Below are 25244 nucleotides of genomic sequence, written 5' to 3' on the forward strand. Positions count from 1 at the left end.
TCCGGCTCACATCGCCCTCTCCGCCATGCACTGGCTTCCTCCTGCCTTCCCCGCCCTTCCGGTCGGCCTCGCCCTGGCCCTGCTCTGTCCCGCCGGGGCCCTGGCCGCCGCTGACGCACCGCCCCCATCCGGGCTGACGTTGGCACACGACAAGGGCTGCGTCCGCTGCCACGATGTCGTGCGCCACTATGTAGGCCCCGCATTCCAGCAGGTGGCCGACCGCTACCGCAGCGATCCCGGCGCGGCCGAGCGGCTGGCCAGCCGCATACGCCAGGGCAGCGTGGGGGAATGGGGCCGAGTCATCATGCCGCGCCAGCCCCAGGTTTCCGCCACCGAGGCGACGGCACTTGCCAGCTGGATCACCCGTCTGCCAGCTCGTGCGCCCGAGCCGCGCTAGCGCCGAGCCCCTTCGCCACAAACGATCAGCGCTTGCGCACCACCGGCTTGCCGCGCGCCTTGGCACGGGCCATGGAGGACGAAGGCAGCGCGGCCGCCTGCACCTGTTCCAGCCAGAGCAGCGCATCGACCTGGGCGACGAAGTGCTGCAGATATTCGGGCGAAATGCCGTGCATACCCACCAGCGCCCGGTGCAGCAGATGTAGCGCATTCAAGGGCCCGGCCTGGGGCGGCACCTGGGCCAGGGTCTGGCGCAGCCGCTCTTCCGCCGAGAGGCGCGACCAGGTGCCGCGAAACCGCCGCACGGCCGCCAATTCGAGAGACGCAGGCCCCGCCGGGCCCGCACCCGTCATGCTGGGCAGCACCTGGGGCGGCGATTCCAGCACGGTGATCGCCGCCACGTCGGAAGCCGCTGCCGCCGCGCGCTGGCGTGCGGAAGAGCGAGCCCCCCGCGCCGAACCTGTCGCAGCAGCCGCTGACGGTGCGGGCGCAGCCCCTTGCGGGCGGGATGCCGCGACGCCGGGCTCCGCCACACCTGCGAGGTGATCCGCCAGCTGCCCCAGTCGGCCGCGCATGCGATTCGCGGGCCCGGCTTCGGCCAGGGCGGCCTCGGCGGCCAGCCGGCCGGCCAGCCGCACCCGCAAGTCGGCTGCCAGCGCCTGCAACCGCGCATCCAGCACCTGCCGCACGGCGCCTTGATGATCCGCAGCGCGGCGCGCCAGCGCCTCGACCAGGGCAAAGCGCACCGGCTCCAGCCGATGGCCGCCCTGCGCATGCCAGGCGGCCAGTTGCATCTTCAGATCGTCCGGCGCGGCATGGGGCGGGCTTTCGGCGCAGGCCGGGGCCGGTGCCATGGCCGCCAAATCATCCGATGGGGATCGTTCTTGCATGGAACCGGTCAGTGCTCAATGCCCCGCAGGTGCGGCCGCTTCGGTGCGCGCCGGGCGCGGCATGGGCGCCATTTCCACGCGGCGGTTGCGGGCGCGGCCGGCCGCGTCGGCGTTGGAAGCCACGGCCTGCTCGGCGCCGAAGGCGGCGGCGAACACGCTGGCGGCTGGCACGCCGGCTTCGATGAGCGCGCGCGTCACCGTCAGCGCGCGTTGGGCCGAAAGCTCCCAGTTGTCGGTGAAGCGGTTGCCGTCCTTCAGGGGCTGGTCATCGGTGAAGCCGCTCACCATCAGGATCTCCCCACGCTGGCGCAGATAGCTCGCCAGCGGCCCCGACAGGCTGCTGAGCAGCTGGCGCCCCTCGGGTTGCAGTTCGTTGGAATTGAGCGCGAACAGCACGCTGCCGCTGATGCCGATGCGCCCGTCCACCAGCGTGACGCGCCCGCCCGCCAGCGGCCCGGCCAGGGCCTGCTCCAGCGTCTGCAGGCGCTGCGTCTGCGCCTCGCGCTGGCGCTGCTCGGTTTTCAGGCGCTCGCTCAAGTCCATCTGCATGCCCAGCGCCGCCACCAGGATCAGCGCGAACGCGCCCAGCGCGCCCGCCATCAGGTCGCCGAACACGGCCCAGACGGGCACCTCGGCGTCCAGGCTGGCGCCCCCGGCGCCTTCCAGTTCTTCATGGCCCAGCATAGCGTCAGGCCCCCGCCGCCTCGGCGGCGGCGGGGGCCGGCTTGCCGGCCTGTGCGGCAGCCACCTGCTGCAGCCCGTCCACCACCTGCTTTTGCGCGCCCACGCTGAGCTCGATCACCTCGCGCGCCTGGGCGACGTAGTAGTCCAGCTGCTCGTCGCTGCGTGCCAGCGACTTGGCGAGCGCTGCCTCGACGCGCTGCAGCTGGGCCACCATTTGCTCGTTGGCATGGCCGAAATGCTGCACCGCCGCGCCGAAGGCCTCCCCCAGGCTGGCGACTTCCACCGCGCTGCCGGTGAGCTGCGCGGCCACCGCATCCATGCGCTCGGCCTGGGCCTGCACCGTGTCGGCAAAGCGGGTGCCGGAGCGTTCCATCAGCTCGGCCGTGCCGGCCACCAGCGTGTCGATTGCGCTGCGCTGCTGGGCGGAGGCGTGATTCACGGCTTCCAGCAGTGTGGAGAGGGTTTCCAGAATGCGGCTGCGCTCTTCCAGCATGGCGTTGTCGCGGGCCATGCTGTCCGATAGCTTCTGGCGCAGCTCGCCGATCACCTCCGCCGCAGCGCGGGGCGCCTCGGACGCGGCTTGCACCAGGGTGCCGATCTCGCCCAGCGTGCGCTGCGCATGCGCGTCCAGCGCCTCCGTAATCTGGCCGGTGCTGCGGGCCAGGGCCTGGCTGGCCTCGTCCCACCGCTCGGCCGTGCGGGCGCCGGCCTGCTCCCAGCCACTGCGCAGCGTGGCCGACAGGGCTTCGAGCGATTGCGTCCAGGCCGTCTGGCGGGCTTCGTCCTGCGCCGCGCGCTGGTCGATCTGCGCCAGCGAATGCGTGGCCTGCTCGGCCGCGCGCGCGGTCACGGTCTCGGCCGTGCGGGCCAGTTCCTGGCCCAGCTGATGCCACTGGCCGGTGGACTGGACCTGGGCCGCCTGCCACTCGCTGCGCAGGGTCTGCGCCACGGCTTCGAGCGACTGCGTCCACGCGGCCTGCCGGGATTCATCCTGCGCCGCACGTTGGTCGATATGTAACAGCAGCTGCGCGGCCTGTTCAGCGCTGCGCTGGGCGATGCCGTCGGACGTCGCCGCCAGCACCTCGCCCAATTGGCGCCATTGGCCGGTGGATTGGGCCTGAGCCGCCTGCCATTCAGCGCGCAAGGTCTCGGCAACGGCTTGCAGCGACTGCGTCCAGGCGGCCTGCCGGGCTTCGTCCTGCGCGGCGCGCTGGTCGATCTGCGACAGCAGCTGCGTGGCCTGCTCGGCGCTGCGCTGGGCGATGCCGTCGGCCGTGGTGGCCAACACCTCGCCCAGTTGATGCCATTGACCGGTGGACTGGGCCTGGGCGGCCTGCCATCCGGTTCGCAGGGTCTCAGCAACGGCTTGCAGCGACTGCGTCCAGGCCGTCTGCCGGGCTTCGTCCTGCGCGGCGCGCTGATCGATCTGCGACAGCAGCTGCGTGGCCTGCTCGGCGCTGCGCTGGGCGATGCCGTCGGACGTGGTGGCCAGGGTCTCGCCCAGGGCCTTCCATTGCGCGGTGGCGCCGGCCTGGGCGGTCTGCCATTCGTGCTGCAGCGAGGCGGCCAGGGTCTGCAGCGAGGCGTTCCAGGCGGCCTGGCGTGCGGCGTCCTGCGCGGCGGCATCGGCCTGCAGGCGGGTGTGGCTGCCTTCGACGGCGGCGTGCAGCGCCTCGGCATGGCGGGCCCATTGCTCTGCGGCGGTGCTCAGGGCCGCTTCGTGGCGCTCGGCCAGCTGGGTGCTGTGGCCGGCCTGCTGGGCCAGGGCCTCGCCCCAGCGGGCAGAGAGCGCGTCGGACTGGCGCGCCAGCCGCTCGCCCAGGCTGTCGGCCAGCGCGGCGCTGCGCTGCTCGAAGCGCTGGGTGAATTCTTCCAGCGTGCCGCGCAGCGCCTGGGCGCTGCCATCGCTCGTGCGCTGCTGTTCGGCCAGGGCGCCGGTCCAGTGGGTGGTGATAGCGGCGGTGGCGGTGCCGAACTGGCCGGCCATGCCGTCGAGCTGGCGGCGCACCTGATCGGCCAGCGCGGTCTGCAGGGCGGCGCTTTCGCGGGCCAGGCCGGCCAGCGCGGCCTCGATGGCCGGCTGCAGCGCGGCGCCGGCCAGGCGCGCGCTTTCGGCGGTGCTGGCCGAGAGCGTGCGCTCCACGGCGGCGGCGAGGCCCGTGTAGGCGGATTCTGTTTCACGATAGAAGCGGGCCTGCTCGGCCTGCAGACGCTCGGCCAGCGCAGCCTGGCTGCGTTCCATGGCGGCCATGGCGTCGCCGATGCGGTCCACCAGCGTGGGCAGCAGGCCGGCCTGCTGCTCCTGCAGGCGCCAGGCGGCTTCGCGCTGGTGCTGGGGCGTGAAGGGACGCAGCGCGGTGGGCAGCAGCGCGTCGAGCTGCTGGGCGGCCAGCAGGCGCTCGCGCCGCGCCAGCGCGCCCATCAGGCCCAGCATGGCCGATGCCGCAACCCCGGCCACCGAGGTGCCGAAGGCCAGGCCCAGCCCGCGCACCGGCGCGGAAAGCGCATCGCGGATGGCGGCCAGGCCGTCGGCACCCGCCAGCGCAGCGCCCGTGCCCTGCAGGGTAACGACCATGCCCAGGAACGTGCCCACCATGCCCAGCAGCACCAGCAGGCCGGTGAGATACGGCGCCATCACGGGCGCGGGCAGGCCGGCGCGCAGGCCGTCGATGCGCTGGCGCACGGCGCTGCGCAGCGAGGGGGGCAGCGGGCCGAGCCAGCCGTCCAGCGCGGCGGCATCGGCCGGCGGGGCCTGCAGGGCGGCGGCGAGCGCGCCCGTGCCCTGGCGGTAGCGATGCAGCTCGCGTGCGCCCAGCAGGTAGAAGCCCGCGATCAGCAGCGTGATGCCCAACGCCAGCGGGTGGGCGGTGCCATAGCCCCAGGCCACCCAGCCGATGACCAGCAGCCCCGCCACGAAGGCGGCAGCAAAGGCTGCGGTGCCGCCGGCCTGGGAAGCAGAGGAGGAAGAGGAGGAGGAATGCTGTCTATCGTTGTTCTTCATGGTCCACCTTCGGGGGAGGATGGGGATTGCAGGGCTGCCAGCAGCCCCAGCACGGGTTGCAGTCGCAGCTCCAGTTCGGCCACCAGCACGGCCTGCTGGTCGAGGCGGAACAGCTCGCGCCGCGCGTCTTCGTCCAGGGCCGGCGCGCCATCGCCGACCGCCGCATCGGCGGCGCCGCTGCCGCAGAGCCGCTCGAAATGGCGGGCCAGCAGCACGGGCACGGTGGCGAGCAGGCGCCGTTCCTGCGCGGCGAGCACCTCGGCCATCACCGCGTCCAGCGCGGCCAGCCGGGCGGCTTCGCCCTGGCGTTCGGGCAGCGCGGCGCGCACGCGCTCGCGCAAGGGGCCGATGGCGACTTCCATCGCCTGCTGGCGTGCCTGATGGCACTGGCGGAAGGGCGTGAAGCCCATGCCCGCGTCCAGCGGCCCACGACCGGCCTCGGCCACCTCGCGCGCGATGGCCTGGGCCATGAGCGTGCGCACCCGCTGGCATTCGGCGGCCTCGGCCGCGTGGCGGTCGGCCGACGGCGCGGGCAGGCCCGCCGGGAGCGGGCGTTCGAGCGCCTGGGACAGGGCCAGGGATTCGGTCCAGCCCGTCCATTGGTTCAAGGCGTCGGCGAAGGACATCCGCGAATCGCGCACCCGCTGTTGCGGGTCGATGAGCCCCGCCAGCAGGCGGACGAGCGTGGAACCGGTCAAGGGAGTGCGATCGGGTCGCTGCGCCATGGATGCCGGTTGCAAAAAACCGCGCAGTCTACACGGCCAGCCATGGGCCCCGCCCGCCCGCCACTGCGGCATGGGGGGCAAGCAGCCCGCGCCCATGGTCCAATGGAACGCAGGCCCTCCCGCATCCACCATGAACCTGCGCCCCACGCCCGCGGCCGGCGAAGACCTGCCGGCCCGCATCCTTGCCCTTGAAACCGCGGCCTTGCACGCCTGGCCGGCCTTGCAGGAGGTGCGCCACGGAGGCTGGGTACTGCGGCTGGCGGGCGGTTTCACCAAGCGCGCGAATTCAGCCAATCCCGCCGCGGCGCAGGCGCCTTTTCACGAAATGCAGGCCAAGGCAGAGGCTTTCTATGCGCGGCACGGCTTACCGGCGGTTTTCCGGCTGACGCCGCTGGCCCCGCCCGAAGCCGACCTGCAGCTGCAGGCCGCGGGCTATGCGCGCTTCGATCCCGCCCGCGTCATGGTGTGTCCGCTGGGCCCGGCTCCGTCGGAGCAAGCCGCCTGGGATGCGGGCCTCGAACTGGCCCCAACACCCTCCCCCGCCTGGCTCGATGGCTTCGCGTCGGCCAACGGCGTGCCGGCACGCCACCAGGCCGTGCATCACGCCATGGTGCAGTCCATCGTCCGGCCCGCGGCCTTCGCCACCCTCAGGCAAGAGGGCCAACCCATCGGCTTCGGCCTGGCCGTACGCGAGCAGGACACGGCGGGCTTCTTCGACATCGCCATCGCCCCGCAACACCGCCGTCGGGGTCATGCCACCCGGCTGATGCAGGCGCTGATGCGCTGGGCGCAGGACCGAGGCGCGCAGCAGGCCTATCTGCAGGTGCGCGATGGCAACCCCGCGGCGCGCCAGCTCTATGCCAGACTGGGCTTTGCCGACCTGTACCGTTACCACTACCGCGTGCCGCCAAAAATGGCAGGCATGAAGCATGCCGGCACAGAGGCCGGGCTTGCCCCGCCCCATGCGCCGCAAGCGCCAGCAGGCCGTCGGACTCCATGACGCCCCGCGCGGATGGGCGCGTGTCAGCCGCAGCGAGGCGGGCGCCGCGTTCCATTCACGCTTCAGGGCGGCCTGCCGCCGCCATGGCCTCTTCCACCGCATCCCGCGTGAGCGTGGGCACGAAACTCTCGATGAATTGATAGGTATAGCCGCGCAGCCAGCTGCCGCGCCGCAGGGCCAGGCGCGTGAGGTTCACCTCGAAGAGATGACGTGCATCCAGGCTGCACAGGGACAGGTCGCGGTCCGGATCCACTGCGATGGAGGCGACGATGCCTACGCCCATGCCCAGCTCCACATAGGTCTTGATGACGTCGGCATCCATGGCGGTGAGCACCACGTCGGGCGCTAGCCCCTCGCGCGCGAAGGCCTCGTCGATGTGGGCGCGGCCGGTGTAGCCCTGCTCGTAGGTGATGATGGGGTACTGCGCCAGCTGCTGCAGGGTGACGGGCGCCTCGCCCTCCAGCAGCGGATGGCCCGGCAGCACCACGATGCTGTGCGACCAGCGGTAGCAGGGCAAGGTGACCAGACCGTCATAGCCGGCCAACGCCTCGGTCGCCACGCCGATATCGGCCTCGCCGTTCAGCAGCATCTCGGCCACCTGCCGGGGCGAGCCCTGGTGCAGGTGCAGCGTGACCTGCGGAAACAGCGCCCGGAAGTCGCGCACCACCTGCGGCAGCGCATAGCGGGCCTGGGAATGGGTGGCGGCCACCGAGAGGCGCCCTTCCTGGCTGGCACGGTAGTCGTGGCCGGCGCGCTTGAGGTTGTCGGCCTCCAGCAGCAGGCGCTCGACGATGGGCAGCAGGGTCTCGCCGGGCGGCGTCAGGCCGGTGAGGCGCTTGCCGGCGCGGGCGAAAATCTCGACGCCCAGTTCCTCTTCCAACTCGCGGATCTGCCGGCTCACTCCGGGCTGCGAGGTGTGGAGCGTGGCGGCCACCTCGGTCAGGTTGAAGCCGCAGCGTGCGGCTTCGCGCACGGAACGCAGTTGCTGAAAGTTCACGGGCGGCCCTCCAGCGCGCCAGTGGCTGGGCGATGCGGCGGCAGCAAAGTTCTTTGGTGATACACGCGGATCCTCCGAGAGGCAAGTGCTGCCCATCGTAGAAGTTCGTCTATCAAACAAAAAAGACTTTATTTCCATTTCATCAGACACAAAAAATCTGATGAGGCCGCCAGCCCTCCGTCGGTCAGCGTGGCCGGTTCAGCAGCGCGATGACGAAGCAGGCCCCCAGCCCGGCCGTGACGATGCCCACCGGCAGCTCCTGCGCGCCCAGCGCGGTGCGCGCCACCAGATCGCTGGCCAGCAGAAGCGCCGCGCCCAGCAGCGCCGCCAGCGGCACGAAGCGCGCGTGCAGCGGCCCGGCCAGGCGCCGCGCCAGGTGCGGCACCATCAGGCCGACGAAGCCAATCACGCCGCTCAGCGCCACACAGCTGGCCGTGGCCACCGCCGCCACCAGGAACACCTGCAGCCGAAGCCGCTCGGGCGCCACGCCCAGGCTATGGGCGGTGTCGTCGCCGGCCAGCAGCGTGTCCAGCGCACGGTGACGCCGGGCCACGAAGACCGCCGCCACCAGCAGGCCGGCCAGCGGCAGCCAGAGGTTGTCCCAACGCGCCAGCCCCAGCCCGCCCAGCGACCAGAACACCACGGCATGCGCGGCGCGCTGGTCGCCCGCGAACACCAGCACCTGCGTGAGCGAGCCCAGCAGGAAGGAGATGGCGAGCCCGCCCAGCACCATGGCGGCCGGCCCCTGCGTGCCCACGCGGCGCACCAGCAGCAGCACGGCGGCGGCGGCCACCAGCGCGCCGCAGAAGGTGGCGGCGGGCAGCGTCCATATCCCCAACGCATCGCCCGCCCAGCCGATCACGGCCACGGCGGCGGCCGATGCCCCCGAAGAGAGGCCGAAGAGGAACGGGTCGGCCAGGTCGTTGCGCGTGCTGGTCTGCAGCAGCCCGCCCACCACCGCCAGCGCTGCGCCCACCAGCAGCGCCAGCAAGAGGCGCGGCAGCCGCAATTCGAGCACGATGGCGCGGGCCATCTCCGCCGGCGCAGGCCCGCCCAGCGCGGGCGCCCAGGGTCCGGCCAGCGCGGCCAGCGCTTCGCGCCAGCCCAGGGCGCTGCTACTGCCAATGGCAAGCGATGCCGCCGCCAGAGCGCCCAGCAGCAGCAGGCCGCCCAGGGCGGCCAGGACCGTGCGCGCCTTCACTGCGGGGCCCTCAAGGCGTGAGCGATCTTCTCAATCGCGTCGATGTTGGCCGGGCCGGGCGTGATCTCGGCATAGCGCAGCACGATGTAGCGCCGCTTGCGTACGGCCTCGGTCAGCCGCATGGCGGGGTGGGCCTCCAGCACGCGGCGCAGGTGCTCTGGGCCCAGGCCGTTCTGGTAGTCCAGCAGGACGATGTATTGCGGGTCGCGCTCGGCCACTGCCTCCCACGAGACGTTGCCCCAGCCCATACGCAGATCGCCCATGGCGTTGACGCCGCCCGCCGCAGCGATCAGCGCCTGCGGCATGGCGGCGCGGCCGGCGGTGAAGGGCTTGTCCTCGCCCGAGTCATACACGAACACGCGCGGTGCCTGGGGCAGCGCCGGCAACGCTGCGGCACGCACGCGGGCCTGCCATCCGGCCACCAGTCGGTCGGCCAGCTCGCGCCGGCCAAAGACAGTGCCCAGGCGCTGCACGTCGCCATAGAGCAGATCCATGGTGGCCACGGGCTTGTCGCCGTGGGCGGGGATGCAGCTTTCGGTCAGCACCAGCGTGGGCACGTGGTGGCGCGCCAGCACGGCGGGGGTGACGGGGCCACCGGGCTGCATGCCGTAGTACCAACCGGCGAAGAACAGGTCCGGCTGCACCGAGAGGATGTTTTCCAGCGTGGGGTACTTGGGCGCGAGTTCGGGCACCGGGCCCAGGGCGCGGAAGAATTCCGGCCCGGCCTTGTACCAGCCCGTGATGCCGGTCACGCCGACCATGGAGGACTGCAGGCCCAGGGCCAGGGCCATCTCGGTCATGTTGAGGTCGTGCACCACCATGCGGCGCGGCGGCGCGGCGAAGCGCACGGGCTCGCCGCAGCTGGTGACGGTGACGGGAAAGCCCGGTGGCGAGGCTTGCGGCACCGTTGAAGAAGAAGACGACGGCGATGGCGGCGCCGCGCAGGCCAGGGCCGCAGCCAGCAGGCCCAGGCCCCAGGCCGCCCAATGCTTCATCATCGTTACGCGATTCATGCCGCGGCTCTTTCAAACGACCACAGCGTGCCGCCGTGGCGCGGGTGGCGGGTGTGGATGAGTTCCATGCCGAACACCTCGGCCACGCGGGTCGTGCTCAGCGCCTCTTTCGGCGCGCCATCGGCCACCAGGCGGCCGCCCTGCAGCACCCAGGCGCGGCTGGCGAAGCCGGGCACCAGGCCCAGCTCGTGCAGCGCCGCGATCACGGTGATGCCCAGGCTGCGCACCAGCGCCAGCAGGTCGGCGCGGGCGGCCAGATCGAGGTGGTTGGTGGGCTCGTCCAGCAGCAGCAGCGTGGGCCGCTGGGCCAGCGCCCGAGCCAGATGCACGCGCTGGCGCTCGCCGCCCGAGAGATCGCCCAGCTTGCGCGCGGCGAGCGGGGCCGCGGCGCAGGTGTGCAGCGCCTCGTCCACCGCCTGCGCATGCGCGGCGCGGCTCGCGCTGTGCTGGTGCGGCAGACGGCCGAGGGCCACGTAGTCGCGCACCACGAGGCCGCCGTCCGCCATGTCGGTCTGGTTCAGCAAGGCGACATGGCGCGCACGCTCGGCCGCCGGCCAGCGGGCCAGGTCGTGGCCCAGCAGGCGCACAGAGCCCTGGGTGGGCGCGTGCCGCGCGGCCAGCAGCTTCAGCAGCGTGCTCTTGCCCGCGCCGTTGGGGCCCACCAGCGCGATGCACTCGCCGGGCCGCACCTGCGCATCGAGGGGCGCGAGCAGCATCTGCCCGCCTTTGACGCAGAAGGCTGCCCCCTGCAACTGCAGCACCGGATCAGGCTGGCCCATGGGTGGCGGCTCAGAGCGTCCAGCGCAGCGCCAGTTCATAGCTGCGCGGCGCGCCCAGCAGGATCTGGTCGGGATAGAACGGATCGGCCCAGGCCGCATAGGTACGGTTGCCCAGGTTGCGCCCGCGCAGGGTGAGCTGCACGTCGCGCGCCACGTCCACGGACAACGCAGCGTCGTACACGGTGTAGCCGTTCAGCCGCACGGTGTTGGCATCGCTGTGGAACCGCTCGCCGACATGCCGCACCGAGGCCGACACCTGCATCGGCACGCCGGCGACGAAGCGGTAGCCCACGCCGGCATTGGCGAGGAGGCGCGGCGCGTTGGGCGGGCGATTGCCCGAGAACGAGGTGCCGTCCGCCAGGGTGTAGTTCTCGTAGCGCGCGCGGTTGAGCGCCAGGTTGCCCCACAGGCTCCAGTGCGCATCGGGGCGCAGCGCCACCGAGGCTTCCGCGCCGCGCGACTTGAGCGCGCCGGCCTGGGCCAGCTGCTGGCCGCCCTGGCCGGCATAGACGTTGCGCCGCTCGGTGTCGTAGAAGGACAGCGTCCATTCCCCGCGCTGCTGCCAGAAGGCCTGCTTGACGCCCACTTCGGCGTTACGCGTGCGGGTCAGGTCCAGCGGCTGCGTAGGCCCCAGCAGGAACAGGTTGCCCGCCGCCACGTCGGCCGCCGTGCCGTACTGGCCGTAGAAGGTGGTGCCGGGCGCAGCATCCCAGGTCAGGCCCAGGCGGCCGGTGGTGGGGTTCCAGGTCTTGTCGAACGGAAAGCCCGTGCGCTGCACGCCCGCCGCGTTGGCGGAACTGCGGTCCAGCGCGATGCGTTCATGCCGCAGCCCGCCGATCAGCGCCAGCGTGGGCGAGAGGCGCAGCCGGTCTTCCAGCGCCAGCGCGGTGTTGCGCAGGCCGGTGGCCTGCACCTGGGTGGTCAGCAGGCCATAGGTGCCGCGCTGCGGGTCCGTCAGGCTCACGCTGTCGCCGGGGAAGTTGGCTGCGCCCGGGCGGGTCAGGTCGGTATGGCTGTATTCGAAGGCCGCCACCAGGCGGTTGTCCATGCCGCCCAGGCGGGCGTCCCACTGCGCTTCGGTCTTGTTGCCCCAACTGGTCTGGTCCTGCGCGACGTAGAAGCGCTCGCGGTCCACCAGGCCAGTGTTGGCGTTGAAGGCCTCGATCTCGTTGTTGAACCAGGTGCGGTCGGCCGTGTAGCGCCAGAACTGGCTGCGCAGCACCACGGTGTCGCTGGCCTGCCATTCGCCGCCGGCGCGCAGCCAGGTCTCGCGGGCCTGGTTGCGGTTGTCCAGCACGTTGTAGTTGGTGCGCAGCGTGCGGCCGTCGATGGTGACGGGCCCAAGGTTGCTGCCGTTGTAGTTGGAGACGTAGCTGCCCGAGACGATGCCGCCGTGCGGCTGCACGCCCGGCGCGTTGGCGGAAACGAGCGGCATGCCCCAGTAGCTGCTGCCGTTGTCGCGCTTGGCTTCGCCGGCCACGAAGAGCTTGACGCCGGGCGCGGCACGCCAGTCCAGCCCGCCGGAGAGGTGACGGTTGCGCTGCCAGGTGTCATCGACGAAGCCGTCGCCGTTCGATGCGCTGGCGTCGATCCGGTAGTCCAGATCCTTCCAGGCGGTGGTGCCGCCCGAGCCGAAGGACACGCGCCGCTCGCCGAACGAGCCCACGGCCGTATTGACCTCGGTGCGCACCGGGCCGCGGTGCGGCGCCTTGGTGACGAAGTTGACCGAGCCGCCCGTGGCACCCTCGCCCGACATCAGCGAGGCCGCGCCCTTGAGGAATTCGATGCGCTCCAGGTTGGCCACGTCCATCACACGCGAGGTCATGTTGGGCGGGCCGATCTTGATGCCGTTGTAGAGCGTGTTGATCTGGCTGCCCGCGAAGCCGCGCATGGAGAACGCGCTGGGCTCGGCCGGAAAGTCCCCGGCCGTCACGCCCACGGCCGCCTGGGCCGCCTCGCTCACCGTGCGCAGGCCGCGCTCGGCCAGCACGGCAGCGGGCACCACGTCGATGGAGGCCGGCGTTTCACGCACCGTCAGGCCCAGGCGCGAGGCGCTGCTGGTGGGCTGGTCCAGCGGCGCCACCGGGCCCTCGGCGGGGGCGGTGACGGTCACGGCAGGCAGCGTCTGGGCAGCCAGCGGGAACGCGGCGGACAGGGCGAGGGCCAGCGGCAGGGGCCATGCAGGCACGCGCTGGAACGAAGGGCGGGACAGCGAAAAGGACATGGAAACACACAGGGATGAGTCGCCCGCGCCGGCCTCCCCGCCAGCGAATGGGCACCACGACGCCTGCGCCGCACCGCCCTCTTCTCAGGGTGGCGTGGCAACGGGCATCACCTCGTTGGCCGGTATCCGGGCTGGGCGGAGCGCCCTCCAAAAGCCTTCCCAGGCGCCCATGCAGGGCACCCAGTGGCATTGCGACTGGAGAGTGAGGTGCGCCAAGGCGCCTCGTCCGCTGACCGTTGCGGGGGCAGCGCAGGTCGGGCACTGGCGCAAAGCGCGCAGCACCTTCCTGCTTCCCGTTGAACTGCAGCGCGAGAACACGGCGCTGCGAGCACCAACAGAGCGCATTCTATGCGCAATAACGCAACACATTTGCGTTTAAAACGATGCGGGCACGTCCGAAAAAAGGGGACCACAAGGTCACCTTGGATGAATCAAATGCTATTAAATAAATAGCACAAAGTGGAGCAAGAACAAGCGCCGGAGCGGCTTTTTCCTGCATAACCGCCTCACAGCCTGGCGATGGACACCTCGGTGGACTTCACCAGCGCCACCACGTCGGAGCCGACCGCGAGGCCCAGCTCATCGACCGAACGGGTGGTGATGACCGAGGTGACGATGCCCCAGGGCGTCTCGACATCGACTTCGGAAACGACGTCGCCGCGCACGATCTCGCGGACCTTGCCTTTGAACTGGTTGCGTACGTTGATGGCTTGGATGGTCATGGAAAACTCCTTGGGAAAAACGGTTCGGATGGAAGAAGTGGCGGGGAACGGAACGGGAAAGCGTGCCGGGCGTACTGGGTGGCCTCTTACTGCTACACCGCCCAGCGCAGGCCATGGGCCGGAACGCCAGGCCAGCCGCGATCAGTGGGCGACTCATCTGGCGCACCGGGCTTTTGCAGCACGCGGTCGAGGATGCGTTGCTCGATGGCCGCGAAGGCCGCGTCGCCGTGCGAGCGGGGCCGCGCCAGAGCGATGCGCTCATCGAGCGCGATGCGGCCGTCCTCGATGAGGACCACCCGGTCGGCCAGGGCCACGGCCTCCTGCACGTCGTGCGTGACCAGCAGCGCGGTGAAGCCGTGGCGCTGCCAGAGGCCTTCGATCAGGCGGTGCATCTCGATGCGGGTGAGCGCGTCGAGCGCGCCCAGGGGCTCGTCGAGCAGCAGCAGGCGCGGCTGGTGCACCAGCGCCCGCGCCAGGGCCACGCGCTGGCGCTGCCCGCCCGAAAGGCGCGCGGGCCATTCGTTCTCGCGCTCGGCCAGGCCCACCTGGGCCAGCACCTCGCGGCCGCGCTCGCGCTGCGCGGCGGGCAGGCCCAGGGTGACGTTGTCGATCACGCGGCGCCAGGGCAGCAGGCGCGCCTCCTGGAACATGATGCGCGTGTCCGCATGCAGGCCGTGCACGGGCCGGCCGTCGGCGGTCAGCGTGCCCTGGGTGGCGGGCTCCAGCCCGGCGATGAGGCGCAGCAGCGTGCTCTTGCCGCAGCCGCTGCGGCCCACGATGGCGACGAACTCGCCGGGTTCGATGGTCAGCTGCGCGTGGCGCAGCACCTCGCGCTGGCCGTAGCGCTTGTGCAGGCCGGTGGCCTGCAGACGCACGCCGCCTGCGGCCTGGCCGGAGCGGTTTTCGGAAGAGGATGTCTGGGTCATGGCAAGGGCTCCGGTGCGGTCATTGAGGCTGGTAGCCGGGGTGCCAGCGCAGCCACCACCGCTCCAGCGCACGGGCGAACAGGTCGGCCAGCTTGCCCAGCAGGGCGTAGAGCAGGATGCCCACCAGCACCACGTCGGTCTGCAGGAATTCGCGGGCGTTCATGGTCAGGTAGCCGATGCCCGACTGCGCGGAGATCGTTTCGGCCACGATCAGGATCACCCACATCAGGCCCAGCGAGAAGCGCAGCCCCACCAGGATGGACGAGAGCGCGCCGGGCAGCACGATGTCGCGGTAGAGCTGCCAGCGGTTCAGCCCGTAGGTGCGGCCCATCTCGATGAGCTGCGGATCGACGTTGCGGATGCCGTGGAAGGTGTTCAGGTAGATCGGGAAGAACACCGAGATGGCGATCAGGAACAGCTTGGCCGACTCGTCGATGCCGAACCACAGGATCACCATCGGGATCAGCGCCAGCGCCGGGATGTTTCGCACCATCTGGATGGTGGAGTCGAGCAGCGTCTCGAAGAGGCGCACCGAGCCGGTCAGCAGGCCTAGCAGCAGCCCCAGCCCGCCGCCGATGGCCAGGCCCGCCAGCGCCCGGCCAGCGCTGATCTTCACGTGCGTCCACAGCTCGCCCGATTCGGCCAGGCGCCAGGCGGCGGTGACCACGTCCAGCGGCGCGGGCAGTACGCGGCTGGAGATCCAGCCCAGGGACGAGGCCACCTGCCAGCCCGCGATCAGCGCCACCGGCACCAGCCAGGGCAGCAGCTGCTGCCATACGGCGCGCAGCACGCGCCGCGCCGCAGCGGCCAGCGCGCCGTCGGAAGGGCCCTCCAGCTCCTCGGGCAGGGGCGAGACCTGCAGCTCCTTGATCGAGGCGCTCATACCGGCAGCTCCTGTTCGGTGTCGGGTTCGAGGAACTCCAGCTGGTTGCCCGCCGGGTCCTTCACGTAGAAGCGCAGGTAGCCGGGCAGCGCCCGGTTCTCCACCAGCGGCAGCTCGGCCTGCAGCAGGCGGCCGCGCAATTCATGCAGGTTGTCCACCTCGAAGGCCAGGTGCGACGCGGCGGGCGCGGCGGCCCAGCGGGCGCGCTCGGTGGGCACCAGCTCGATGCGCTGCGCCCCGGCCGCGAAATGCAGCGCCGTGCCGGTGGCTGCGTGGCGCAGCTCGGGCAGGCCCAGCAAGGCGCTGTAGAAGTTGCGGATCTGCCCTTCGGCGCCGGCCGGAAAGGCCAGCTGCACGTGGTTGATGGAATGGATCGCCATGGTGCGCCCTCCTCCTCTTTGTTCAGCTCTGCGCCGCGCGCGGCACGTACTGGTTGCCCACCGTCTCGCCGAACGGGCCCAGCGGATTGCCGCCGGCCAGCCGCTCGCGCACGGCCACGGGCAGCAGCGGAAAGACCAGTTCCGCGAAGCGGTAGGCCTCTTCCAGATGCGGGTAGCCCGACATCACGAAGGTGTCGATGCCGAGGTCGGCGTATTCCTTGATGCGGTCGGCCACCGTCTGCGGATCGCCCACCAGGGCCGTGCCCGCGCCGCCGCGCACCAGGCCCACGCCGGCCCAGAGGTTGGGGCTGATCTCCAGGTCGGCGCGGCTGCGCTTGGCGCCACCCTGGTGCAGCGCGGCCATGCGGCGCTGGCCCTCGGAATCCATGCGCGCGAACACGGCCTGCGCCTGCACCACGGTCTCGTCCTTCACGCGGCTGATGAGGTCTTCGGCGGCGGCCCAGGCGGCGGCCTCGGTCTCGCGCACGATCACGTGCAGGCGGATGCCGAAGCGCACCGTGCGGCCCAGCCGGGCGGCGCGCTCGCGCACGTCGGCCACCTTCCTGGCGACCTCGGCCGGGGGCTCGCCCCAGGTCAGGTAGGCATCGACCTGCTCGGCCGCCAGTTCGTGCGCCGGGGCCGAGGAGCCGCCGAAATACACCGGTGGATAGGGTTTCTGCAGCGGCGGAAAGAGCAGCTTGGCGCCCTTGACCGAGAGGTGCTCGCCTTCGTAGTCGAGCGTGCCGCCTTCGTGGCTGCGCGCCAGGATCTCGCGCCAGATGCGCAGGAATTCGGCGGCCTGCTCGTAGCGCTTGGCATGGTCCAGGAACACGCCGTCGCCCTCCAGCTCCACGCGGTCGCCGCCCGTCACCAGATTGATGAGCAGACGCCCGCCCGAGAGCCGGTCGAAGCTCGCCGCCATGCGCGCGGCCAGGCTGGGCTGGTGCAGGCCGGGCCGCACGGCGACGAGGAACTTGAGCCGCTGGGTGGCGCCGATCAGGCTGGAGGCGATCACCCAGGGGTCTTCGCACGAGCGGCCGGTGGGGATGAGCACGCCTTCGTAGCCCAGGCTGTCGGCGGCCACGGCCACCTGCTTGAGGTAGTCGAAGCTCAGGGCGCGGCCGCCCTCGGAGGTGCCCAGGTAGCGGCTGTCGCCGTGCGTGGGAATGAACCAGAACATCTGCATGGGGAGTTCTCCTGAAAAAAGTGCTGTCGCCGTTGTGTGTTGGTGTAGTGGCGGACGGGGTGGCGAGGCGGCAGCGGTCAGTAGGAAATATCGAAGCCGTGCGCCGACAGCCGCAGCCGCGAAGGGCTCGCGCCGGCCAGGCCCAGGCAGGCCGCGACGGCACGGGAGGCGGCCCGGGGCTGGGGCGCCACGCGCCGCTGCGGGGCCCTGGCCAGAGCGAGGCCAGGCCCCAGGCGCGGGCGGTCACGTCCAGCACCTGCGCGGCGCGTTGCCGTGGGGAGAGAAGGTCGGGATGGGGCATGGCGGGCTCCTGTCGGCGTGGCTTGAGGGGAAACGGACGGAAAGGAAGCGCTCAGCCCAGGTCCAGCGGCGCGGCCTGCAGCAGGTCGAGCTTCCTGGGGATGAGCTTCAGGTCGAAGAAGGTGTCGGCGATGGCCTGCTGCTCGGCCAGGATCTCGCGGGAGACCGGCAAGGTGCCGTAGCCCACACGGCTCACGAAGAGCTCCGTCACCGAACGGTCTAGCCCCAGCAGCCACGACAGCTCGGCGGCTGCGGCAGGCTGGTTCTTTTCCACCCAGGTATCGATGGCGGCCACCTCCTGCACGGCGATGCGCAGCACGTCGGCATTGCGGGCGGCGAAGTCGCGCGAGGTGAAGTAGAAGGCGCGGTTGTTCGCCACGCCCGTGGCATCGGCCAGCAGGCGCGCATCCAGCGTCTTCTGGGCCGAGGCGAGGAACGGGTCCCAGATCGCCCAGGCATCGACCGCGCCGCGCTCGAAGGCCGCTCGCGCATCGGGCGGCGCCAGGAAGACGGGCTGCACGTCGCGGTACTGCAGGCCGTGCTTTTGCAGCAGCTTGACCAGGAAGTAATGCACGTTGGAACCCTTGTTGAAGGCGATGCGCTTGCCCTTCAAGTCGGCCACGCTCTGGATGGGCGAGCCCTTGGGCACGATCACCGCTTCCAGGCGCGGGCGCGGCACGGTGGAGGCCGCATAGATCAGCGGCGCGCCCGCGGCCTGCGCGAAGATAGGCGGGGCCTCGCCCACGTCGCCGAAGTCGATGGAGCCGACGTTCAGCGCCTCCAGCTGCACCGGGCCGGCGTTGAATTCCGTCCAGGCCACCTTCACGCCCAGCGGCGCGAGGCGCTTTTCGAGCGTGCCGCGCCCCTTGAGCAGCGACAGCCAGCCCTTCTGGTGGCCCACGCGCAGCACGCGCTCGGACTTCTGCGCCCACACGGGCACGGCACCCGACAGGGCGACCGTGCCGGCAGCAGCGGCCAGCCATTGGCGGCGGGAGAATTTCGGTTGCAAGGTCATGGCGGGAGATTCCGGTGATCGAACAAAAAGAAGAAGAAAGAGAGAGGAGAAGGAAAGGCCGGGCAAGGCTCCGCCCAGACCGCTGGCCGGCCACAAGGCCGCAGCGGTGCGATGAAGAAGCGAGGGGGCGGAAACCGGAAGGCGGCGCCCCGGGCACGGCCGGCCCGGGTGAGCGCCTTCCGTCAGGCGGTCAGGCGGCGCGGCGACATCGCCCTGGCCGGCCGAGCCACCGGGCACGTCCGATGCCGAAGCGGTCTGTAGTGCGCAATGCAGTCATGGGCTGGGCTCGGTTCCGGTGGTTCAGGAAGGTGCGTTCAGGCGTGGGCCACGCCTTACTTGCGTTGGGTGTAGATCTGGTCGAAGCTGCCGCCGTCGGCGAAGTGCGCCTTGTCGGCCTTGGCCCAGCCGCCGAAGGCCTGGTCGATGGTGACCAGCGTCAGCTTGGGGAACTGCCTGTCGTACTTCGCCTTGGCCTTGTCGCCGGTCGGGCGATAGAAGTTCTTGCCTGCGATGTCCTGGCCTTCATCCGAGTACAGGTACTTCAGGTATTCCTCGGCCAGCGCGCGCGTGCCCTTCTTGTCCACGACCTTGTCCACCACCGACACCGACGGCTCGGCCAGGATGGAGAGCGAAGGCACGACGATCTCGAACTTCTCGGGGCCGAATTCCTTGAGCGCGAGGAAGGCCTCGTTCTCCCAGGCCAGCAGCACGTCGCCCACGCCGCGCTGCACGAAGGTGATGGTGGAGCCGCGTGCGCCGGTATCGAGCACCGGCACGTTCTTGTAGAGCTTGCCCACGAAGTCCTTGGCCTTGTCGTCGCCGCCGTACTTGCGCTTGGCGTATTCCCAGGCCGCGAGGTAGTTCCAGCGGGCGCCGCCCGAGGTCTTGGGGTTGGGCGTGATGACCTGCACGCCGGGCTTGATGAGGTCGTCCCAGTCCTTCAGGCCCTTGGGGTTGCCCTTCTTCACCAGGAAGACGATGGTGGAGTTGTAGGGCGCCGAGTTGTGCGGCAGGCGCTTTTGCCAGTCGGCTTTGACCAGTCCGTGCGTCACCAATGCGTCGATATCCCCGCCCAGCGCCAGCGTGGCCACGTCGGCGTCGATGCAGTCGATGATCGAGCGGGCCTGCTTGCCGGAGCCGCCGTGCGACTGCTTGAACTGCACGTCCTGGCCGGTCTTGGCCTTCCAGTACTTGCCGAAGGCCTGGTTGTATTCCACGTACAGCTCGCGCGTGGGGTCGTAGGAGACGTTGAGGAACTGCACGGGCTGGGCCAGCGACGGCAATGCCGTCATGGACAAGGCGGCGGCCAGGGCAGCAGCCAAGGGAAACTTGATAAAGTCGCGGCGCACGTTCATGAGAGGCTTTCTGGTCGTCTGTGGAAATCGGCGCACATCGCCGATGCCCCGCATTCTTGAAGCGCCTCTTAAAAACTGGAACTACTGAAATTTCAGTTTTTTATATCTAAAACATCTATTCAGACCCGCACAGGACAATTCATCCATGGCACGTACCGTTCAATGCATCAAGCTCGGCAAGGAAGCCGAAGGCCTCGACTTCCCGCCCTACCCCGGCGATCTGGGCAAGCGCATCTACGAGAACGTGAGCAAGCAAGCCTGGGCCGACTGGCTCAAGCACCAGACCATGCTGGTGAACGAAAACCGCCTGAACCTGGCCGACGCCCGCGCCCGCCAATACCTCGCACGACAGATGGAAAACCACTTCTTCGGCGGCGGCGCAGACGCCGCGGCGGGCTACGTACCGCCCAGCGCGTAACGCAGTGCAGCGCTGCCAGAAGCGGTTTCACCAAAACCACTTCTTCGGCGGCGGCGCAGACGCCGCGGCGGGCTGGGCCCATCCCGCACCGGACGCCCTCTCTTCCTGAACGCCCCCGCCCTGCCGGGGGCGTTGGTCTTGAGGCCGCGCCTACAATGCGCGCCCCGCACTGAAGGAAGCCCCTTCGCACCTGCCGCCACCGGCAGCGCGCAGCGGCTGCCACCCGAAACATTTCCAACGCCGTGCTCCCTTCCGTTTCCCTGCTCGACTCCTTCCAGGCGTCGCAGTTCTCCGTCATCCTGGCTATCTACCTGGTGGCCATCACGGCTGAAGCCATGTCGGGCGCGCTGGCGGCAGCCCAACGCGACATGGACATCTTCGGCGTGGCCGTGATCGCCTTCGTCACCGCACTGGGCGGGGGCACCCTCCGCGACATGGTGCTGGGCCACTACCCCATCGGCTGGACGCAGCACCCCGAATACGTCTATCTGGTGATCTCGGCGGGCCTGCTGACCACCCTGGTGGCGCGCTACATGCACCACCTGAAGCGCGTCTTCCTGCTGCTCGACGCCATGGGCCTGATCGCGTTCTCGCTCATCGGCTGCAACGTGGCGCTGGAGCTGAACTACCCGCCCGTGGTGGTCGTCCTGTCGGGCATGCTGACCGGCATCAGCGGCGGCATCCTGCGCGACGTGCTCTGCAACCAGGTGCCGGTGGTGTTCCGGCGCGAGCTCTACGCCAGCGTCTCGCTCACCGTGTGCCTGCTGTTCCTGGGCCTGAGCGCGCTGGACATTCACTACGACGTCAGCACCGCCGTGTGCTTCGCCGCAGGCCTGGCGCTGCGCATGGCGGCCATCCGCTTTCAGTGGCGCCTGCCCGTGTTCTCGTACCAGCAGCGCTGGGAAGACTAGCCCCAGCCCCTGCGCCCCGGCCAAACCGCCCACCGCCCCATGTCCGAACCCATCGAATGGATGCCTGACGGCACGCCCTACAGCCCGCGCTTCGGCGACCGCTATCACAGCGAAGACGGCGGCCTGACGCAGGCGCGCTCCACGTTCTTCCAGGGCTGCGGCCTGCCCGAAGCCTGGGCCGGCCAGCCACAGTGGCGCATCCTGGAGACAGGCTTCGGCTTCGGCCTCAACTTCCTCGTGACCTGGGCTGCCTGGCGGGCCGATCCGGCGCGCTGCCGGCTGCTGCACTTCGTCTCGTGCGAGGCCTGGCCCGTGAGCGCTCAAGATCTGCTGCGCGCCGCCGCCAGCCACCCCGACCTGCTGCCCCTGGCGCGCCAGCTGCACGCCCAGTGGTGGGGGCTGCTGCCGGGCGTGCACCGGCTGGCCTTCGAGGACGGCCGCGTGCTGCTCACGCTCTACGTGGGCGACGCCCAGGCCATGCTGCGCCAGCAGATGCCGCAGGCCGACAGCATCTATCTGGACGGCTTCAGCCCCCAGCGCAACCCCGGCATGTGGGACGCGCAGATGCTCAAGGCCGTCGCCCGCTGCTGCCGGCGCGGCACCCGGCTGGCCACCTGGACCATCTCGCGGCCGGTGCGCGATGCGCTTGCGCAATGCGGCTTCATCGTGCGCAAGGTGCCGGGCGCGCCGCCCAAGCGCGACAACCTGCAGGCCACGTTCGACCCGGCCTGGGAGCCGCGCACGGCCCTGCCGCAGGCCGCGATCGCTCCCCCCGTGGCGCAGCCTGCCGACTGCCTGGTCATCGGCAGCGGCCTCTCGGGCGCGGCGGTGGCCGCGAGCCTGGCCCGGCGCGGCTGGCAGGTGCGGGTGCTGGACCGGGGCACCGAGCCGGCCGCGGGCGCATCGGGCCTGCCGGCCGGCGTGTTCGCGCCGCACGTCTCGCCCGACGACAACGTGCTCTCGCGCCTCTCGCGCTGCGGCGTGCGCGCCACGCTGCAGACGCTGGCGGCGGCGCCGCCGTTGATCGAAGGCGAAGACTGGAGCGCCTGCGGCGTGCTGGAACGCGAGCTGGACGGCAAGCTGCGCCTGCCCGCCGACTGGCACGCCGGCCCCGGCGCGCAATGGAGCCGCCCGGCCGATGCCGCCGCCCTCGAAGCCGCCGGCCTGCCGGCTGACACGGTGGCCTGCTGGCATGCGCGCGCCGGCTGGCTGCGGCCCGCCCGGCTGGTGCGGGCCCTGCTGGACAACCCCGCGATCCAGTGGCAGGGCGACAGCACCGTCGCCCGCCTGGAGCGCATCACCGCCGCCGACGGCAGCCCCCGCTGGCAGGCCCTGGATGCGGACGGCGCCGTGCTGGCCGAAGCCGCCCATGTCGTCATCGCCGCGGGCTACGACAGCCGCCCCTGGCTGCCCGCGCGCTACCCGCTGAACGCGCTGCGCGGGCAGGTGAGCTGGGGCCTACGCGCCGAGAGCCCGCAGCCAGGCCCTGCGGCCGTCTGGCCCCCGTTCCCCGTCAACGGCCACGGCAACCTGGTGCCCCAGGCCGGCCCGCAGGCCCAAGCCCTCTGGATCATGGGCTCGACCTTCGAGCGCGGCGCAACGCAGCTGCCGCCCACGCCCGCCGAGCAGGCCGAGGCCCACGAGGTCAACGCAGCCAAGCTGGAGCAGCTGCTGCCCGCGCTGGCGGCGGGGCTCTCGCCCGCCATCGCAGGCCCGGGCGCCGCGCCGCGCCACTGGGCCGCCGTGCGCTGCACCGCGCCCGACCGCCTGCCCTTCGTGGGGCCGGTGGATGCCGCGAACCTGCCCGGCCTCTGGGTCTGCGCCGCCATGGGAGCGCGCGGCCTCACGCTGTCGCAGCTCTGCGGCGAGCTGCTAGCCGCCCGCATCTCCGGCGAGCCCCTGCCCCTGGACGTGCGCCTGGCCCGGGCGCTGGGCACAGAGCGGCTACCGGGCGCCTGAACCAGCGGGCCGCGCCTTGGGCCGCCCCGCCGGAATCCACCACCCCAGCAACCCCGCCGCGGCCAGCGACAGCAAGCCGGTCACGGCGATGCCGCCCGCCAGCGAGGCGGTGGCCACCAGGGCCGACAGCAGCGCCGGCCCGCAGGCGCCGCCCAGGTCCGACAGAAAGCGCCAGACGGCCAGGAAGTACGGGCGCCCGTGGCGGGGCGAGAAATCCGCGCCCAGCGTCATGATCAGCCCCGAGCCGATGCCGTTGCCGAAGCCGATCGCCGTGGCGGCGATCAGCAGCGTCGTGAAGCCGGAGGTGAAGGGCATCAGCAGCAGCGCCACGCCGATGATCACCATCGACGGAACGGCCACCCAGCGGCGGCCCTTGAGGTCCATCACCCGGCCGGCCGGGTAGAAGAGCAGCATCTCGATGCCGCCCGCAATGCCGTAGATCAGCGACGTGACCGCAGGCGCCAACAGCAGATGGTCTGCCCAGAGCGGAATCACCGCCTGGCGCGAGGCGCGCACCGCGCTCACCAGCGCCACGCCCAGCCCCAGGGTCAGGAACACCCGGCGGTGGTCGGCCACGATGGTGCGCAGGCTCACGGGCGCCGGGGGAGCCGCACCTTCGGGGCGCGGCGGCGCCACCAGGTCCGGCAGCCGGGCGCCCACCGCCGCAGCGGCCAGCACCCCGGAGATACCCACCACGAAGGCGGCCTTGAGCCCGAACGCATGCACCGCCGCAGCGGAAAGGAAGGGGCCGATGAACATGCCGATGCGCATCACCCCGCCCAGCGTGGAGAGGGCCCGCGCGCGGTAGGCGGCGGGCACGGCTTCGGTCAGGTAGCTCTGCCGCGCCAGGCTGTAGATGGCCTGCGACATGCCCACCATGCAGCAGCCGATCGCCAGCGGCACCACGCCGGGCAGCAGCACGGCGAGCAGCATGCCCAGCGCGCTCCAGAGGCCCGCGGCGATGATGGCCCAGCGCTCGCCCCAGCGGATGGTGATGACCGAGGCGGGAATGTTGTTCAGCAGCGAGCCCAGCCCGATCAGCGTGACCACGAAGGCCGCCATCGACACCGAGGCCCCCAGCTCCCGGGCCAGCAGCGGCACGATCGGCAGGATGGCGCCTTCGCCCAGCCCGAAGAGCAGCGAGGGCCCGAAGGCCGGCAGCGCGATGCGCCGCCACGAGAAGGTTTCTGCGCCGGCAGTGGCGGCGGGTGGGCTGGGGGGCGAGGAATGGGGCTCGGAGGTGTCGTTCATGGGGCGAGAGGCAGCAACGGGCGCAGCAGAGTTGCGCGCACAACGATACGCCATGCGCCCGCCCCCCAGTTCCGCTGGCTTGCCGGCACCCTCACTGCGGCACTGCCGACGGCCACCTCGATATACACATAACGATATACATGAAGGACCAAACAGTAGTTTGAAACCATAAGACAATTGCCTAAAGTCACGCCCCATGCATGACTTGGCGTTCGTTTTCGCGGGATTCGCGGTCGGTTTGATCGTCGGCTTGACCGGCGTGGGCGGCGGCTCGCTGATGACGCCGCTGCTGATCTTCTTCTTCGGCGTGAAGCCGCACATGGCCGTGGGCACTGACCTGCTGTTCGCCGCCTTCACCAAGATGGGCGGTACGGTGAGCCTGGCCCGCCAGCGCCTGGTGCCCTGGCGCGTGGTGGGCCTGCTCTGCTCGGGCAGCATCCCGGCCGCGCTGCTGGCGCTCTGGGCGCTCGAACGCATGGGCCCGGCCAGCCATGTAGCCCAGCAGATCATGACCACCACGCTGGGCGTGGCCCTGCTGCTCACGGCTGCCGCCACGCTCTACAAGGCCATCGCCTTCTCGCCCGCCCGGGCTGCGGCCGAACGCGCCGCGCGGGACAGCGTGAGCGAGGCCGATGCCACGCGCCCCCGCCACTGGAGCCTGCCCGTGCTGCTGGGCGCGGTCATCGGCACGCTGGTCACCTTCACCTCGGTGGGCGCGGGCGCCATCGGCGTCACCGTGCTGCTGATGGTCTTTCCGCTGCTGCCGCTGCCGCGCATCATCGCGGCCGACATCGCCTATGCCGTGCCGCTCACGCTGGTCGCCGGGCTGGGACATGCCTCGCTCGGCTCCGTGGACTGGCCGCTTCTGCTCCAATTGCTGGCTGGCTCGCTGCCGGGCATCTGGCTCGGCGCACGCCTCGTTTCGCGGGCGCCCGAGCGGCTCATACGCTCCGCCCTCTCCGTGCTGCTCGCCTGGGCGGGCGCCAAACTGGTTCTGATCTGAGCGCGCCACACGACAAGCGCAACCC

Annotated in this window: 23 protein-coding genes and 1 riboswitch; of the genes, 6 read left to right on the top strand and 17 right to left on the bottom strand. The window is 71.0% G+C overall.

What is annotated here, in order from left to right:
- Positions 1–25 precede the first annotated feature (25 nt).
- The gene (locus AC3A84_RS09025; protein ID WP_487969246.1) at positions 26–397 is read left to right on the top strand and encodes a c-type cytochrome; all 372 of its coding nucleotides are present in this window, start codon (positions 26–28) and stop codon (positions 395–397) included.
- A 25-nt stretch (positions 398–422) separates the two neighbouring features.
- Here AC3A84_RS09025 and AC3A84_RS09030 read toward each other — a convergent pair whose 3' ends face one another.
- Genes AC3A84_RS09030 through AC3A84_RS09045 form a run of 4 tightly spaced genes read right to left on the bottom strand, consistent with a single transcriptional unit; the run spans position 423 to position 5696 of the window.
- Positions 423–1250 carry a DUF2894 domain-containing protein gene (locus AC3A84_RS09030; RefSeq protein ID WP_487969247.1) on the bottom strand — a complete coding sequence of 276 codons (828 nt, stop codon included), beginning with the start codon at positions 1248–1250 and terminating at the stop codon, positions 423–425.
- A 51-nt stretch (positions 1251–1301) separates the two neighbouring features.
- The gene (locus AC3A84_RS09035; RefSeq protein ID WP_487969248.1) at positions 1302–1970 is read right to left on the bottom strand and encodes an OmpA family protein; all 669 of its coding nucleotides are present in this window, start codon (positions 1968–1970) and stop codon (positions 1302–1304) included.
- Positions 1971–1974: 4 nt separating this feature from the next.
- A complete protein-coding gene (locus AC3A84_RS09040; RefSeq protein ID WP_487969249.1) occupies positions 1975–4971 on the bottom strand; it encodes a DUF802 domain-containing protein in 2997 nt (998 codons plus the stop codon).
- Complete coding sequence (locus AC3A84_RS09045) at positions 4968–5696, bottom strand: DUF3348 family protein (RefSeq protein ID WP_487969250.1); 729 nt, start codon at positions 5694–5696, stop codon at positions 4968–4970. Before AC3A84_RS09045 ends, AC3A84_RS09040 begins: the two co-directional genes overlap by 4 nt.
- Positions 5697–5826: 130 nt before the next feature.
- Between AC3A84_RS09045 and AC3A84_RS09050 the strand changes: the two genes are divergently transcribed.
- Entirely contained in the window at positions 5827–6696 is an 870-nt protein-coding gene (locus AC3A84_RS09050) for a GNAT family N-acetyltransferase (RefSeq protein WP_487969251.1), read from the top strand.
- Between the two features lie 55 nt (positions 6697–6751).
- Here AC3A84_RS09050 and AC3A84_RS09055 read toward each other — a convergent pair whose 3' ends face one another.
- The 12 genes from AC3A84_RS09055 to AC3A84_RS09110 all read right to left on the bottom strand — a co-directional run bounded on the left by AC3A84_RS09055 (position 6752) and on the right by AC3A84_RS09110 (position 19677).
- Positions 6752–7693: a CysB family HTH-type transcriptional regulator gene (locus AC3A84_RS09055; protein WP_487969252.1), complete on the bottom strand. Its 942-nt coding sequence runs from the start codon at positions 7691–7693 to the stop codon at positions 6752–6754.
- A 184-nt stretch (positions 7694–7877) separates the two neighbouring features.
- Positions 7878–8894: a FecCD family ABC transporter permease gene (locus tag AC3A84_RS09060; RefSeq protein ID WP_487969253.1), complete on the bottom strand. Its 1017-nt coding sequence runs from the start codon at positions 8892–8894 to the stop codon at positions 7878–7880.
- Positions 8891–9907: an ABC transporter substrate-binding protein gene (locus tag AC3A84_RS09065; protein WP_487969254.1), complete on the bottom strand. Its 1017-nt coding sequence runs from the start codon at positions 9905–9907 to the stop codon at positions 8891–8893. Before AC3A84_RS09065 ends, AC3A84_RS09060 begins: the two co-directional genes overlap by 4 nt.
- Complete coding sequence (locus tag AC3A84_RS09070; RefSeq protein WP_487969255.1) at positions 9904–10686, bottom strand: ABC transporter ATP-binding protein; 783 nt, start codon at positions 10684–10686, stop codon at positions 9904–9906. The genes AC3A84_RS09065 and AC3A84_RS09070 overlap by 4 nt, the downstream gene beginning before the upstream one ends.
- Before the next feature lie 10 nt (positions 10687–10696).
- Complete coding sequence (locus AC3A84_RS09075) at positions 10697–12910, bottom strand: TonB-dependent receptor (RefSeq protein ID WP_487969256.1); 2214 nt, start codon at positions 12908–12910, stop codon at positions 10697–10699.
- A gap of 100 nt (positions 12911–13010) precedes the next feature.
- A riboswitch (cobalamin riboswitch) is annotated at positions 13011–13261 on the bottom strand.
- A gap of 155 nt (positions 13262–13416) precedes the next feature.
- Positions 13417–13632 (bottom strand): TOBE domain-containing protein, encoded by a 216-nt coding sequence (locus AC3A84_RS09080; protein WP_487969257.1) that lies wholly within the window; start codon positions 13630–13632, stop codon positions 13417–13419.
- A 92-nt stretch (positions 13633–13724) separates the two neighbouring features.
- A complete protein-coding gene (locus tag AC3A84_RS09085) occupies positions 13725–14558 on the bottom strand; it encodes an ATP-binding cassette domain-containing protein (protein ID WP_487969258.1) in 834 nt (277 codons plus the stop codon).
- A gap of 19 nt (positions 14559–14577) precedes the next feature.
- On the bottom strand, positions 14578–15441 hold the full coding sequence (gene ssuC / locus AC3A84_RS09090) for an aliphatic sulfonate ABC transporter permease SsuC (protein WP_092940108.1): 864 nt from the start codon (positions 15439–15441) through the stop codon (positions 14578–14580).
- Positions 15438–15821, bottom strand: a complete 384-nt coding sequence (locus AC3A84_RS09095; protein WP_092940107.1) for a VOC family protein — start codon at positions 15819–15821, stop codon at positions 15438–15440. The genes ssuC and AC3A84_RS09095 overlap by 4 nt, the downstream gene beginning before the upstream one ends.
- A 22-nt stretch (positions 15822–15843) precedes the next feature.
- Positions 15844–17007 (bottom strand): FMNH2-dependent alkanesulfonate monooxygenase, encoded by a 1164-nt coding sequence (gene ssuD / locus AC3A84_RS09100; RefSeq protein WP_487969259.1) that lies wholly within the window; start codon positions 17005–17007, stop codon positions 15844–15846.
- Between the two features lie 352 nt (positions 17008–17359).
- Positions 17360–18322 (bottom strand): sulfonate ABC transporter substrate-binding protein, encoded by a 963-nt coding sequence (locus AC3A84_RS09105; protein ID WP_487969260.1) that lies wholly within the window; start codon positions 18320–18322, stop codon positions 17360–17362.
- A 332-nt stretch (positions 18323–18654) separates the two neighbouring features.
- Positions 18655–19677, bottom strand: coding sequence for a sulfate ABC transporter substrate-binding protein (locus tag AC3A84_RS09110; RefSeq protein WP_487969261.1), 1023 nt, complete (start codon positions 19675–19677; stop codon positions 18655–18657).
- Positions 19678–19822: 145 nt separating this feature from the next.
- Between AC3A84_RS09110 and AC3A84_RS09115 the strand changes: the two genes are divergently transcribed.
- The 3 genes from AC3A84_RS09115 (at position 19823) to mnmC (ending at position 22965) form a co-directional block, all read left to right on the top strand.
- Positions 19823–20095 (top strand): oxidative damage protection protein, encoded by a 273-nt coding sequence (locus AC3A84_RS09115; protein ID WP_092940102.1) that lies wholly within the window; start codon positions 19823–19825, stop codon positions 20093–20095.
- Between the two features lie 242 nt (positions 20096–20337).
- Positions 20338–21006: a trimeric intracellular cation channel family protein gene (locus tag AC3A84_RS09120; RefSeq protein ID WP_487969262.1), complete on the top strand. Its 669-nt coding sequence runs from the start codon at positions 20338–20340 to the stop codon at positions 21004–21006.
- A gap of 39 nt (positions 21007–21045) precedes the next feature.
- Positions 21046–22965 carry a bifunctional tRNA (5-methylaminomethyl-2-thiouridine)(34)-methyltransferase MnmC2/FAD-dependent 5-carboxymethylaminomethyl-2-thiouridine(34) oxidoreductase MnmC1 gene (mnmC, locus tag AC3A84_RS09125; protein WP_487969264.1) on the top strand — a complete coding sequence of 640 codons (1920 nt, stop codon included), beginning with the start codon at positions 21046–21048 and terminating at the stop codon, positions 22963–22965.
- Here mnmC and AC3A84_RS09130 read toward each other — a convergent pair.
- Positions 22951–24216 (bottom strand): MFS transporter, encoded by a 1266-nt coding sequence (locus tag AC3A84_RS09130; protein WP_487969265.1) that lies wholly within the window; start codon positions 24214–24216, stop codon positions 22951–22953. The two genes, mnmC and AC3A84_RS09130, sit on opposite strands and share 15 nt — an antisense overlap.
- A gap of 196 nt (positions 24217–24412) precedes the next feature.
- Here AC3A84_RS09130 and AC3A84_RS09135 point away from each other — a divergent pair, with 196 nt between their 5' ends.
- The gene (locus AC3A84_RS09135) at positions 24413–25219 is read left to right on the top strand and encodes a sulfite exporter TauE/SafE family protein (RefSeq protein ID WP_487969266.1); all 807 of its coding nucleotides are present in this window, start codon (positions 24413–24415) and stop codon (positions 25217–25219) included.
- Positions 25220–25244 lie beyond the last annotated feature (25 nt).

The sequence above is a fragment of the Paracidovorax sp. genome, from assembly GCF_057642795.1.

Excerpts from the sequence above, each read along its gene's own strand:
- AC3A84_RS09035 (WP_487969248.1), bottom strand. The coding sequence starts at position 1,970 with ATGCTGGGCCATGAAGAACTGGAAGGCGCCGGGGGCGCCAGCCTGGAC.
- AC3A84_RS09045 (WP_487969250.1), bottom strand. The coding sequence starts at position 5,696 with ATGGCGCAGCGACCCGATCGCACTCCCTTGACCGGTTCCACGCTCGTC.
- ssuC (WP_092940108.1), bottom strand. The coding sequence starts at position 15,441 with ATGAGCGCCTCGATCAAGGAGCTGCAGGTCTCGCCCCTGCCCGAGGAG.
- AC3A84_RS09105 (WP_487969260.1), bottom strand. The coding sequence starts at position 18,322 with ATGACCTTGCAACCGAAATTCTCCCGCCGCCAATGGCTGGCCGCTGCT.
- AC3A84_RS09080 (WP_487969257.1), bottom strand. The coding sequence starts at position 13,632 with ATGACCATCCAAGCCATCAACGTACGCAACCAGTTCAAAGGCAAGGTC.
- AC3A84_RS09085 (WP_487969258.1), bottom strand. The coding sequence starts at position 14,558 with ATGACCCAGACATCCTCTTCCGAAAACCGCTCCGGCCAGGCCGCAGGC.
- AC3A84_RS09110 (WP_487969261.1), bottom strand. The coding sequence starts at position 19,677 with ATGAACGTGCGCCGCGACTTTATCAAGTTTCCCTTGGCTGCTGCCCTG.
- AC3A84_RS09095 (WP_092940107.1), bottom strand. The coding sequence starts at position 15,821 with ATGGCGATCCATTCCATCAACCACGTGCAGCTGGCCTTTCCGGCCGGC.
- AC3A84_RS09135 (WP_487969266.1), top strand. The coding sequence starts at position 24,413 with ATGCATGACTTGGCGTTCGTTTTCGCGGGATTCGCGGTCGGTTTGATC.
- AC3A84_RS09040 (WP_487969249.1), bottom strand. The coding sequence starts at position 4,971 with ATGAAGAACAACGATAGACAGCATTCCTCCTCCTCTTCCTCCTCTGCT.
- AC3A84_RS09030 (WP_487969247.1), bottom strand. The coding sequence starts at position 1,250 with ATGGCACCGGCCCCGGCCTGCGCCGAAAGCCCGCCCCATGCCGCGCCG.
- AC3A84_RS09065 (WP_487969254.1), bottom strand. The coding sequence starts at position 9,907 with ATGAATCGCGTAACGATGATGAAGCATTGGGCGGCCTGGGGCCTGGGC.
- mnmC (WP_487969264.1), top strand. The coding sequence starts at position 21,046 with ATGTCCGAACCCATCGAATGGATGCCTGACGGCACGCCCTACAGCCCG.
- ssuD (WP_487969259.1), bottom strand. The coding sequence starts at position 17,007 with ATGCAGATGTTCTGGTTCATTCCCACGCACGGCGACAGCCGCTACCTG.
- AC3A84_RS09115 (WP_092940102.1), top strand. The coding sequence starts at position 19,823 with ATGGCACGTACCGTTCAATGCATCAAGCTCGGCAAGGAAGCCGAAGGC.
- AC3A84_RS09050 (WP_487969251.1), top strand. The coding sequence starts at position 5,827 with ATGAACCTGCGCCCCACGCCCGCGGCCGGCGAAGACCTGCCGGCCCGC.
- AC3A84_RS09075 (WP_487969256.1), bottom strand. The coding sequence starts at position 12,910 with ATGTCCTTTTCGCTGTCCCGCCCTTCGTTCCAGCGCGTGCCTGCATGG.
- AC3A84_RS09070 (WP_487969255.1), bottom strand. The coding sequence starts at position 10,686 with ATGGGCCAGCCTGATCCGGTGCTGCAGTTGCAGGGGGCAGCCTTCTGC.
- AC3A84_RS09025 (WP_487969246.1), top strand. The coding sequence starts at position 26 with ATGCACTGGCTTCCTCCTGCCTTCCCCGCCCTTCCGGTCGGCCTCGCC.
- AC3A84_RS09130 (WP_487969265.1), bottom strand. The coding sequence starts at position 24,216 with ATGAACGACACCTCCGAGCCCCATTCCTCGCCCCCCAGCCCACCCGCC.